This is a genomic window from Flavobacterium psychrotrophum (assembly GCF_003403075.1).
GTDB lineage: Bacteria > Bacteroidota > Bacteroidia > Flavobacteriales > Flavobacteriaceae > Flavobacterium > Flavobacterium psychrotrophum.
Genome location: NZ_CP031557.1, coordinates 1,880,455 through 1,892,852, shown reverse-complemented (window position 1 = coordinate 1,892,852; position 12,398 = coordinate 1,880,455). Strand labels below are relative to the sequence as shown.

The 12,398-nt window shown below is 39.2% G+C and carries 10 protein-coding genes; 5 read left to right on the top strand and 5 right to left on the bottom strand.

The genetic code is table 11. The features are described 5' to 3' along the window. Window positions 1–42: 42 nt before the first annotated feature. From DYH63_RS08185 to tsaD, 3 genes are read right to left on the bottom strand one after another with little or no spacing between them, the layout of a single operon-like run. Window positions 43–747 (bottom strand): 16S rRNA (uracil(1498)-N(3))-methyltransferase, encoded by a 705-nt coding sequence (locus DYH63_RS08185; protein WP_116788346.1) that lies wholly within the window; start codon window positions 745–747, stop codon window positions 43–45. A 1-nt stretch (window position 748) separates the two neighbouring features. After that, window positions 749–1,729, bottom strand: coding sequence for a hypothetical protein (locus tag DYH63_RS08180; RefSeq protein ID WP_116788345.1), 981 nt, complete (start codon window positions 1,727–1,729; stop codon window positions 749–751). Beyond that, window positions 1,726–2,748: a tRNA (adenosine(37)-N6)-threonylcarbamoyltransferase complex transferase subunit TsaD gene (gene tsaD, locus DYH63_RS08175; protein WP_116788344.1), complete on the bottom strand. Its 1,023-nt coding sequence runs from the start codon at window positions 2,746–2,748 to the stop codon at window positions 1,726–1,728. The genes DYH63_RS08180 and tsaD overlap by 4 nt, the downstream gene beginning before the upstream one ends. A gap of 96 nt (window positions 2,749–2,844) precedes the next feature. Here tsaD and DYH63_RS08170 point away from each other — a divergent pair, with 96 nt between their 5' ends. From DYH63_RS08170 to DYH63_RS08150, 5 genes are all read left to right on the top strand, one after another. Beyond that, window positions 2,845–7,362, top strand: a complete 4,518-nt coding sequence (locus tag DYH63_RS08170; RefSeq protein ID WP_116788343.1) for a translocation/assembly module TamB domain-containing protein — start codon at window positions 2,845–2,847, stop codon at window positions 7,360–7,362. A 208-nt stretch (window positions 7,363–7,570) separates the two neighbouring features. Further along, window positions 7,571–8,557 (top strand): 6-phosphofructokinase, encoded by a 987-nt coding sequence (gene pfkA / locus DYH63_RS08165; RefSeq protein ID WP_116788342.1) that lies wholly within the window; start codon window positions 7,571–7,573, stop codon window positions 8,555–8,557. 41 nt (window positions 8,558–8,598) lie between these two features. Further along, complete coding sequence (gene gap, locus DYH63_RS08160; RefSeq protein WP_116788341.1) at window positions 8,599–9,600, top strand: type I glyceraldehyde-3-phosphate dehydrogenase; 1,002 nt, start codon at window positions 8,599–8,601, stop codon at window positions 9,598–9,600. Between the two features lie 124 nt (window positions 9,601–9,724). Further along, a complete protein-coding gene (locus DYH63_RS08155; protein WP_116788340.1) occupies window positions 9,725–10,573 on the top strand; it encodes an N-acetylglucosamine kinase in 849 nt (282 codons plus the stop codon). 28 nt (window positions 10,574–10,601) lie between these two features. Then, window positions 10,602–10,970, top strand: coding sequence for a methylglyoxal synthase (locus DYH63_RS08150; protein WP_116788339.1), 369 nt, complete (start codon window positions 10,602–10,604; stop codon window positions 10,968–10,970). Between the two features lie 104 nt (window positions 10,971–11,074). Here DYH63_RS08150 and DYH63_RS08145 read toward each other — a convergent pair whose 3' ends face one another. After that, entirely contained in the window at window positions 11,075–11,452 is a 378-nt protein-coding gene (locus DYH63_RS08145; RefSeq protein ID WP_116788338.1) for a RidA family protein, read from the bottom strand. 30 nt (window positions 11,453–11,482) lie between these two features. Then, complete coding sequence (locus DYH63_RS08140) at window positions 11,483–12,397, bottom strand: hypothetical protein (RefSeq protein ID WP_162926963.1); 915 nt, start codon at window positions 12,395–12,397, stop codon at window positions 11,483–11,485. Window position 12,398: the final 1 nt, after the last annotated feature.

Genomic DNA, 12,398 nt, shown 5'->3' with positions numbered 1-12,398 from the left:
TGTCTTGTTGTGAAATAATCTGATGCTTAATAAAAAAGTTTATTACTCATTTACAAAAGCTACACTGTGGGCAGCTACAACAGCAGCAGTTTCAGTACGCAGACGGGTATTACCCAAAGATACCGGAACATAGTTTTGGCTCAGTGCCAGATTAATTTCTTTAGTGTTAAAATCTCCTTCAGGGCCTATAAGTATGGTAACAGCTTCGGTAGGTTTAAGCTCTGTTTTAAGTAGTTTTTTGTCTGTTTCCTCACAGTGCGCTATAAATAGCAAGCCGTCACGTTCTTCTTTTACAAGCGTATTAAACGGCACAGGCTCGTTTAAAACAGGCATATAGTATTGCAACGACTGTTTCATGGCGCTTTGTAAAATCTTTTCAAAGCGGTCTGCCTTAAAATTAACGCGTTCGCTATGTTCGCAAATAAGCGGTGTAATTTCTGTAATGCCTATTTCTACAGCTTTTTCAAGAAACCACTCATAGCGGTCGTTCATCTTGGTAGGGGCTACGGCCAGGTGCAGGCGGTAGGGCATAGGTGCATGAAATTGCTGACCGGTAATTTTTACCTCGCATTTTTTTTCATTGGCAAAAATAACTTCGCATGTAATCAGGTAGCCTTTTCCATTGGTAATGTGTATGGTATCGCCTTCTTTCTTGCGTAATACTTTAACTATGTGTCGGCTTTCTTCCTTATCAAAAGTAAAGGTAGTGGCATCAGGGGTTATGTCGGGGTTGTAAAATAATTGCATTTTATTTCGTTTTTTCGAGCCAGGTTTTCCAGTCAGCTCCTGTTTTTGTCCAGTTATAAATATTGAGATCGGCATTCATTTTTTCATCTACCGGAAAGTAGTTGTGCTCCAGTCCGCGATACGCCAAAAAAGTAATATAACGGTTGCCACGCCTTATGGCTTCTGTTTGTAAAAGGTCATTGTAAGGTGCAGACCAATCTTTAGTACCGTAGCAAAACAACACAGGAATTTTCAGGTTTAGCAGGTCTTCGGCAATTGGTTCAGAAAAACTGTAGGTTGTTTTGTAGCTATCGCTTTTACCATTTGTTCCTGTATTCTCCTTGTCAGCTACTATATCTTTCCAGTAATCGAGCGTTGTTTCATCGTTACCGGTAAAACGGTCCTGTGCCAATATACTCAGGATACGGCCATAAGGGTTAGCCGAAGAAAGTATTATTTTGGTTACCTTTTTATTGGTTGAAGCCATTTTAGCGGCCACATAAGTACCTTCTGAATGACTCACAACAACCAGCCCTTTTTTAGCAGCCCAGGGTTCTTTAAGCAATTTTTCAATTACAAAGTTATTTCGCCCAAGGTAGTATTCAAGGTTATTATTACTCTTGTAATCGTTAGTAGCAGTGCCATTCTTATAGAAAGCATAATTGTTACTGTCGAGTTCTTTTACATCGGCTATTACAGGTACACCGGGCTTGCCTATAACCACCACATGATAGCTGTCCTGAAATGTATTTTCGCCAAAAGGGAATACACCATAAAGCCCCCTGTGGTCATATTTAAGCACGGGTTGCGGCAGACTGCCCTGGCAATACAGCATTATTGGCTTTTTGATGTCTTCTTCACCTTTTTTTGAACTGATCAAAATAGTTACATCGGTACCCTTATAATTATACTTTAACTCCCTGAAGCCAAAATCTTCAGGTGTTTTTTGTGCAATGCAGCCCATGCTGTAAACAAGCAGTATAATTATACTGAATATCCTCATAATTCTATTCTGGCTTTGCTGGTTACGCTGGCATCGTTAAATTGCTCTTCAAGATATTTACGATAACCCACAATGCCTATCATTGCGGCATTATCAGTCGTATATTCAAATTTAGGTACAAAAGTTTTCCAGCCATATTTTTTCTCAGCTTCTTTAAGGGCATTGCGTATACCGCTGTTAGCCGATACGCCACCACCTATAGCAACCTGCTTAATGCCGGTTTCTTTAACCGCCATCTTCAGTTTATCCATAAGTATATTTATAATAGTATGCTGTATGGATGCGCAAACATCTTCTATGTTATTCTTTATAAAATCAGGATTTGCGGCTACCTGTTTTTGAACAAAATATAATATCTGTGTCTTTAAGCCGCTAAAGCTAAAGTTAAGCCCCGGCACCTGTGGCTTGGTAAAAGGGTAAGCTTTCGGGTTACCTGTTTGTGCATATTTGTCTACCAGTGGCCCGCCGGGATAAGGCAGCCCCAGTATTTTTGCGCTTTTATCAAAGGCTTCGCCCACGGCATCATCGGTAGTTTCGCCTATAACGGTCATTTCAAAATAACTGTCTACACGAATAATTTGTGTATGCCCACCGCTTATGGTCATGGCCAGGAACGGGAATGATGGCTTATCAAAACCTTCTTCATCAATGAAATGTGCCAGTATGTGTGCCTGCATATGGTTTACGGCTATAAGCGGTACATTAAGCGCCAGCGCCAGCGACTTGGCAAACGAACTGCCTACCAGCAGGCTGCCCATAAGCCCCGGCCCCTGTGTAAAAGCTACGGCACAAAGCTGGCTTTTTTGTATGCCTGCCTTGGCAAGCGCCACATCTACCACGGGTACTATATTTTGCTGGTGCGCACGGCTTGCAAGCTCTGGTACTACACCACCATATTGCTCATGCACGTCCTGGCGGGCCACAACATTGCTAAGCACTTTATCGTTTATTAATACAGCTGCCGCGGTATCATCGCAGGAGCTTTCTATTGCCAGTATGTATGTGGGCTTTTCAGCCATAATTAAGGCACGGATTTTGAGTTATAAAAAAGGGTTAAAGGAAGTTAATACACTGTAAAAATTCCTACTTTTGCCACTAACGGGCACATCATCATTTTGGAAGACAAAGTTAAGACAAATAGCGGTTTCAAAAAATTTAAAAAAATACTACTGCGCACCTTATTGGGGCTGGTGGTATTTATACTTACGCTTGCCATAGCCTTACAGCTTCCGTTTGTGCAAACCTGGCTAGCACATTATGCTACAGATGAGTTAAACAAACAATTTGGTACACATATTTCTATAGATAAAGTTGCCATAACTGTTTTTGGCGGCGTTAAGATGAAGGATGTACTTATCCTTGACCATCATAACGATACCCTTGCACACGCAGACCGCCTGCAAACTAATATTTTAAGTTTTAAATCTTTAGGTAACAGTAAACTGTACTTTGGTACTATAAGGGCAGAGCATTTTGATGTACACATGAAAACCTACAAAGGTGAGAATGTAAGCAACCTTGATCTTTTTATAAAAGCATTTGATGATGGTAAACCCGGAAAAGGAAAGTTTCGTCTTCACTCGCGTGACCTGTTTGTAAGCAACGGACGCTTTCGCCTGACCAATGAAAATGCAGTAACACACCGCGTGCTGGATTTTAAAAAACTGGGAGGACACGTTAAAGACTTCTATATTAAAGGCCCGGTAATTACGGCAAGTATCAAAAAACTTTCATTACTGGATCACCGCGGGCTTTTGGTTGAGAACCTTACTGCCGGTTTTTCGTATACCAAAACAAATATCATCCTTAAAAATGCAGAGCTTAAAACAAAAGAATCTGAACTTAAAGGCGATATAAAGCTTACTTATACCCGCGAGGGGATGAAGGATTTTGTAAACCGTGTTCCGTTCGATTTTAAAGTAGAGCGTGCCACAGTAAGCAGTAATGAGCTTAACCTTTTTTATAATGAGTTTGGCAAAGACCAAAAATATTACCTGTCTGCTACGCTTAAAGGGCCACTGAATAATTTTGTATTGCACGACCTTAAATTACTCGATGATAAGCAAAGCGAAATTACCGGTACTATAAACTTTCAGCACCTGTTTGATAAAAAAGGGCCGGGTTTTTATATGGATGGTAACTTTACACGTGTGTCATCCCAGTATAACAATCTGCGCAGTATTATGCCGCGCATACTGGGTAAGAGCCTGCCGGAAGTGTTGGAGAAATTTGGTCGTGTAGACCTTGTAGGCCATGTAGTGCTTACCAAGAAAGACCTGAAAACAAACATGTATGTTATGAGCGAGCTGGGCGAAGCTACAGCCAATCTTAACATTAAAGACTATAACAAGCCAAACGATGCTGTTTACAAAGGTACTATCGATCTGGAACAGTTTAATATAGGCGCCATAAGCAACGTAAAAACCATTGGCCTTGCTACCCTGCACCTTGATGTAGATGGTAAGGGCATGCGAAAAGAGTCGCTTAACACTACCATTAAAGGTAAAGTAGCCGGTTTTGTTTTTAATGGTTATAACTACAAAAACATTACGGTAGACGGGCGTTTTAAATGGCCTTATTTTAAAGGGAGTGTAGACAGTAACGACCCTAACCTGCTTATGAGCTTTGAAGGCTTGGTAGATATGAGTAAGCGTGTAAATAATTATGATTTCCATGCGCAGATAGATTATGCCGACCTTGCCCTGCTTAAAATAATGAAAAAAGATACGCTCTCTATCTTTAAGGGAGATATGCTTTTTGAGGCATCAGGTAATAACCTGAATGATATGGCTGGTACACTGCAAATATCAAGACTGTCTTATCAAAACAGCCGCGACAATTATTACTTTGAAGATCTTTTTGTAGCCTCGTCTTTTGATGAAGGTAATGTGCGTACCATTAGCGTAAACTCCCAGGATATTATAGAAGGTCGTGTTACGGGTAAGTTTGACGTAAACCAGGTGCAGAAGATCTTTGAGAATGGCTTAGGTAGCCTGTATACTAACTATTCGCCACATAAGGTTAAAAAGGGGCAATACCTTGATTATGATTTTACCATTTATAATAAAATAGTAGGTATTGTATTTCCGGATATATCGGTTAGTAAGGATACCCGATTGCGGGGACGTGTAAATCCTGATAAGGGCGAATTTGTACTAGGCTTTAATTCGCCCAACATAGAAGCATACAACAATACATTCAACAACATCAAAATTGATGTAAATAATAAGAATCCGCTGTACAATGCTTATGTAAGTGTAGATAGCATGCGGGTTAAAAATTATAAAGTATCTGACTTTAGCCTGCTAAACGTTACCGAAAATGATACCTTATATGTGCGTACCGAATTTAAAGGCGGTAATAAGGATAATGATTCTTATAAGTTAAACCTTTACCACACTATTGATAAGGAAGGTAACTCGGTAGTAGGTTTTAAAAAATCGGAGGTAAACTTTAAAAAATTCCTTTGGTATATTAATGAGGAAGACGAGCGCGACAATAAGATCGTCTTTAATAAGAAGCTGACCGATTTTAAGGTAGATAACATCTCTATGTCGCATAATGACCAGCGGGTAGAACTTAACGGGGCGCTTAAAGGCAAAAACTATAAAGACCTGCGGCTATCTTTTGATGATGTAGACCTGCATAAGGTAACACCATCGCTGGATAGTATAAGCTTTGGCGGAAGGCTTAACGGCGATGTAAGCCTTAAACAAACCGGAAACGAGTTTGAACCAGCGGCTGCACTTACCATAGACACCCTGCGTATTAATAAATATACGCTTGGTGATATGAACCTGCAGGTAACGGGAGATAAATCGTTCCGTAAGTTTAATGTAAATACATCTATAGTACATGATGGTGACGAAACCTTTAATACCTATGGAAACATAGAGATTGTAGATCATCAAACGGTAATGTCTATGGATGCGGTATTCAGAAATTTTGATATCAGCCCGCTTACTGTATTCCTAAAAAGTATTTTTCCTGAAATACGGGGTAAGGCATCCGGCCGTGCTGCTATTGTGGGTAATGTGAAAAGGCCCGAGATAGATGGTATTCTGTATATTAAAGGAGGTGGTGTAAAAGTAGGCTATCTTAATACTGATTATAACTTTGAAGAAAATGCTACCGTAAACCTTACCGAAGACCAGATCATCTTTGGTAACATCTGGATTATGGATACTAAGTTCAAGACAAAAGGATTACTTAAAGGAACGGTAAAACACAACCTTTTCAGGGACTGGGAGCTTGGCCTTGCGCTGGAATCTCAAAACCTGTTGGTGCTGGATACCGAAGAAACGGATGATGCGCTGTATTACGGCCGTGCTTTTATAAAAGGTGATGCCAGTATTACGGGGCTTACCAAAGAGCTTTATATTAAGGCAAAAGCAGAGTCGATGCCGGGAACTGACATTAAGATACCTATTAGTAATGTAGGTGCTACAAATGTAAATACGGCAGGATACATACATTTTCTTACGCCAAAAGAAAAAGAAAATAAAGGCAAAGGTATTCCTGCTATAACGGGTAAGTCTTACAAAGGGCTTGAGATGGACTTTGACCTTGAAATAAATCCTAATGCCAGGATAGAAGTTATTATTGATAAAAACACAGGCCATAGTCTTTCATCAACAGGATATGGTACTATGTTACTTAATATAAACACGCTTGGTAAGTTTAATATGACGGGAGACTACCAGGTGCAAAAAGGAGAGTACTTTTTTAGGTACGGAGGTATAATCGATAAAAAATTTGGCGTTAAGCAGGGAGGATCAATAACATGGGATGGCGACCCTACCCGTGCAAGATTAAACCTCGAAGCGGTGTACCGCACACAGGCAAATCCATCGGTACTATTAGAAACACCTACTTTTAGTCGTAACATACAAACCGAAGTTATAATATCGTTACAAGGTAGCCTGTTAAATCCGGAACCTGATTTTAGTATTAACTTTCCGGGTATAAGCTCTGTTATGAAGAGTGATCTTGATTACAGGCTGAGCGATATGGATACCCGACAAACCCAGGCGCTTTCGCTTCTCGCTACGGGTAGCTTTATAAGTCCTACTAATGCTAATACAGCTGTTTACGGAAGCCTCTTTGAGCGTGCAGGAAGTTTGTTTAACGATTTACTGTCAGATGGTAAGGGCAACGTAAACATTAGCGTTAATTATGTACAGGCTAATAAGAACCCTTATGTAGATACAAATTCGCAGTTTGGGCTTACGCTCTCATCTCAAATTAATGACAGGGTTACCATTAACGGGCAGCTGGGGGTACCGGTAGGCGGTGTTAATGAAAGTGCTATTGTAGGTAATATAGAGGTAAAGCTGCGTATTAACGAAGACGGTACACTTAATGCCAGGGTATTTAACCGAGAAAATGACATCAACTTTTTAGGAGAGGGAATAGGTTATACACAAGGGGTAGGGCTAACGTATGAAGTGGATTTTGATACTTTTAAAGAGTTGATAAATAAAGTATTTAAAAATGTAAAAATTCAGGATGCTAATTCTAATAATTCAACAGACATACCCGATAGTGAGCTGGCTCCGGAATATATTAAGTTTGAAGACAAGAAAAAGCCTGTAAATAAAAATAATACAAACAGGGTTCCGGATAGTGAATAATTCCTGTGTGCTATATCAATAATTTTATTATGTAAAAAAAAGCAGGCAATTTTTTGAGGAATTATCTGCTTTTTGTATATTATTTAACAACTGTTTCAGAAAAACTTATTAACGAAAACGATTGAAAATCTACAGAATTAATAATATAACTGAAAACCAACTGCATAAATTATATTAAATTATTAATTTTACAATCAAATACTGAAAAATGTCACGTAAATTAAAAAAAATAGGCGTGCTTACATCCGGAGGAGATTCACCCGGTATGAATGCCGCCATTAGGGCAGTAGTCCGCACCTGTGCTTACCACAATATAGAATGTACAGGAATTTACAGGGGATACCAGGGTATGATAGAAGGAGACTTCAAAGAAATGGGCCCCCGCAGTGTAAACAATATTATCAATAAAGGCGGAACCATACTTAAATCTGCCCGTTCTAAAGAATTCATGACTCCTGAAGGCCGTAAAAAAGCCTACGATAACCTAGTTAAACAGGGTATTGATGCGTTTGTGGTAATAGGCGGTAACGGTAGCTTTACCGGTGGCCTTATCTTTAATGCAGAATACAACTTTCCTGTTATAGGTATTCCCGGAACTATAGATAACGATATTTATGGTACCAGCTTTACCCTTGGTTACGATACGGCACTTAACACCGTTGTTGAAGTTATCGACAAAATTCGCGATACTGCAAGTTCACATAACAGGCTTTTCTTTGTAGAGGTTATGGGGCGTGATGCAGGGCACATAGCTCTTAACGCGGGTATTGGTGCAGGTGCCGAAGAGATACTTATCCCGGAAGAGGATATGGGCTTAGACAGGCTTGTGGAGTCGCTTAAAAAGAGCAAGGCTTCTGGTAAATCATCAAGCATAGTTGTTATTGCTGAAGGTGACAAGACCGGAAAAAGCGCTTTTGAGCTTAAAGAATATTTTGATGAAAACATGCCTGAATATGATGTGCGTGTTTCTATCCTGGGCCATATGCAACGTGGCGGTGCACCATCGTGCTTTGACAGGGTTCTTGCCAGCAGGCTGGGTGTAAAGGCGGTAGAAGTACTGCTTGAAGGCCAGTCTAACTACATGGTGGGTATCTTAAAAGACGATATAGTGCTTACACCGCTGGAGCTTGCCGTTAAAGGTAAGTCGCAAATCAACCAGGAGCTTATCAAAGTATCTGATATAGTGTCTATTTAATCATTACGATAGAATTTATAAACAAAAAACAATTAGAAGAAATGGCAACAGTTAAATTAGGAATTAACGGTTTCGGTAGGATTGGCCGTATCGTTTTCCGCGAAACCTTCAACAGGGATAATGTTGAAGTAGTGGCTATTAACGACCTGCTTGATGTAGATCATTTGGCTTACCTTTTAAAATATGATTCAGTTCACGGACGTTTTGCAGGCGAGGTTGAGGTTAAAGACAACCAGCTTTATGTAAACGGTAAACACATAAGGGTTACTGCCGAAAAAGACCCTAAAAACCTTAAGTGGGACGAAGTAGGTGTAGATGTTGTTGCAGAATCTACAGGTATATTTACTACTATAGAAACAGCTTCACAACACATTACAGGTGGTGCTAAAAAAGTTATCATCTCTGCTCCATCGGCTGATGCGCCTATGTTTGTAATGGGTGTTAACCATGACAAAGCTACTGCTGCCGATACTGTAGTATCTAACGCTTCTTGTACAACAAACTGCCTTGCACCACTTGCTAAAGTAATCAACGATAACTTTGGTATCGTAGAAGGCTTAATGACAACTGTTCACGCTACAACATCTACCCAGATGACAGCTGACGGCCCATCAAGAAAAGACTGGAGAGGCGGACGTGCTGCAAGCATAAACATCATCCCGTCATCAACAGGTGCTGCTAAAGCAGTAGGTAAAGTTATCCCTGAGCTTAACGGCAAACTAACAGGTATGTCTTTCCGTGTTCCTACAGTAGACGTTTCTGTTGTAGACCTTACAGTAAAAGTAGCTAAAGAAACTTCTTACGAAGAGATTATGGCAGTACTTAAGGCAGCTTCAGAAAATGAGCTTAAAGGCATCCTTGGCTTTACTGAAGATGACGTAGTATCTCAGGATTTCGTTTCAGATAAAAGAACAAGTATTATAGATGCTAAAGCCGGTATTGGCCTTAACTCTACATTCTTTAAACTTGTTTCTTGGTATGATAATGAGTATGGCTACTCAAGCAAACTTATCGACCTTGCTGCGCACATTGCGTCGTTGTAAATAATTTAATACCTTGTCCCGTCTTTTAAACAAAAGGCGGGACATTATTTTTTTATAAGTAGAATTTAACCCAAACTTAAAACTTATAAAACCCAAACTTAACCCATAACTAACCCAAACTATTATGAAGTTATTAGTTGACAGTGGTGCTACCAAAGCCGATTGGATTGCGCTTGATGATGAGGGAAACAGGCTTTTTACCACCCAAACCCTTGGCCTTAGCCCCGAGGTTATCAATAAGGAAGAAGCCCTTGAAAGGCTGGAAGCCCGTTTTGATATTTACAATAACCGTAAAGACGTTACCAATCTTTATTTTTATGGCGCCGGCTGCGGTACCGACAGGATGAAGACGTACATGTCTAACGTATTTAAAGAATTTTTTCCTAACGCCGATGTTAGTGTTAAGGAAGATACTTATGCAGCTGCTTACGCTACTAACCCAAAGAACGAAAAAGCAATTATCTGTATACTTGGTACAGGATCTAACTGTAGCTATTTTGATGGCGAAGAACTTATCCAGAAGGTACAATCGCTTGGCTACATTGCCATGGACGACTGTAGCGGTAACCGTTTTGGCCGTGAGCTTGTAAGGGCTTACTACTTTAACAAAATGCCAAAACACCTTCATGATAAATTTGCCGGTGAGTATAACCTTGAGCCGGATGTTATCAAACACAACCTGTACAAGGAGCCTAACCCAAATGCTTACCTTGCTACGTTTGCTAAATTTCTTATCCAGAATAAGGAAGAAGAATTTATCAAAAAAATTATCGTAAGCCAGATGCAGTCGTTTGTAGATAACTATATACTACAATTTGACGATGCACGCGAAATACCTGTACATTTTGTAGGTTCTATTGCATTTTACCTTAAGGCAGAACTTGCCGAAGTTTTGGGTGCAAACGGCCTTAAACTGGGTAATGTACTTAGAAGGCCTATTGATGGCCTTATTGAGTACCACGAACTTAACTAATATATTTTTAGAAAAAACAATATACTTCATGGAGATTGCTATCATAGCCCACGACGGAATGAAAGACAAGATGGTAACATTTCTTGCTGCTCATAAAGACATACTCATAAAAGAGCAGGTAAAACTTATTGCAACCGGTACTACCGGTGGCAGGGCAGAAGAAGCCGGTTTTACCGTAAGAAAAATGCTTTCGGGTCCGCTGGGTGGAGATGCGCAGATTGCCGGCAGGGTAGCAGAAGGAAAAACTGCCATGGTGCTGTTTTTTAAAGATCCGCTTTCCAGCCACGCCCATGATGCTGATATCAATATGCTGATAAGGGTTTGTGACGTGCACAATGTGCCTATAGCTACAAACCCTGCTTCAGCAGAATTATTTATGCAGGCTGTAGCACTTTAAAAGATTACAGTTTACATAAAAAAAATCTTCAATTTACATTTTCGCTAAGGATACCAAAGCTAATGTATATTGAAGATTTTTTATTTCTACAAATTGCCTGTTACTTATAGTACTGCAATCATAGATATTTCTACGTTTACATCTTTAGGAAGCCTGGCTACCTGAACAGTTTCACGTGCCGGTGCAGTATCTTCATTTATATACCTACCATATACCGTATTTATCTTTCCAAAATCGTCCATATTACTGATAAAGATCGTAGTTTTTACTACGTGCTCAAAAGTAGCACCACCGGCCTCTAAAACGGCTTTAAGGTTTTCCATAACCTGGGTAGTTTCGGCTTCAATATCGCTGTTTATAAGCTCGCCTGTAGCTGTCAGGGGTATTTGTCCGGATGTGTAAATAGTGTTGCCTGTAAGTATTGCTTGGCTGTATGGGCCAATAGGCGCAGGGGCTTTGTCCGTAAAAATTATTTTTTTCATATGAGTTATTTATTTTATCCTAAATTTAATTTATTTAACCTTGATACCCTTAGCAATCATGCCACTTATAAGCTTTTCCCAGTGCTTGCCGTATAGTGTTATAGTATAATACTTTTTAGTGGTAAAATCATTAGTAACGACAGTCATGCTATTAGTGTTATTTCCATTCTTTTCAAAAATAATTTCCCTAATCTGCTGGATGGCATATGATTTTTTTACCCACGGATATGCAAAGTTTTTTACGATAATAAAATGTCCTCCAATCCCGAAATAATACAAATTTGTTGATAGGGCAATTATAAACGAAAGAGGTAGGATAAGTATAGCCATTGCCTCGTAAAAAGACATACTACAAAGTATGAAAAGTGCTAATGCAAAAAAAAGTATTGCTAATAGTAATATATAGGTAAATATTCTTCCCTTATGGAAATAAAAATGATCTTCCCAAGGCTGTATATTATTTAGTGGCGTTGTAATAATAACTGGCTGTTGGCTCATCTCTTCAGTTTGGGGCCAAACATTATTGAGATAACTTTTTATTTGGCTAATATTGCTATAGTAGCAGTCATAAATATATAATACTTTATTGCCTTTAAATTTTATTTTCATACCATCCATGTTACTAAGTCCTGGATAGTCTTGTTTACCGGTAAAATTAATATTTACAATATCTGTTATGGGGCATATTTTTCCCTTTACTGTAATTGCATTTTTAGTAATAGAAAAGGAATATACTTTTGTTATTTGTTTGTGGACACAATATATTGAAAAAGGTATTATAAATAAACTGGCACACATCAAACCGAAAATATGACTTTCAAGCTTAGCTGCTATTAATGCCCGTAAAAAAATCAAAACAAAAATTATACCCACAATGATCAATAGGGAAAAGAAAGCGAGGGAGCGATAATAAAAAAAACTCCTTTTAGACGTAACACTTTCCATG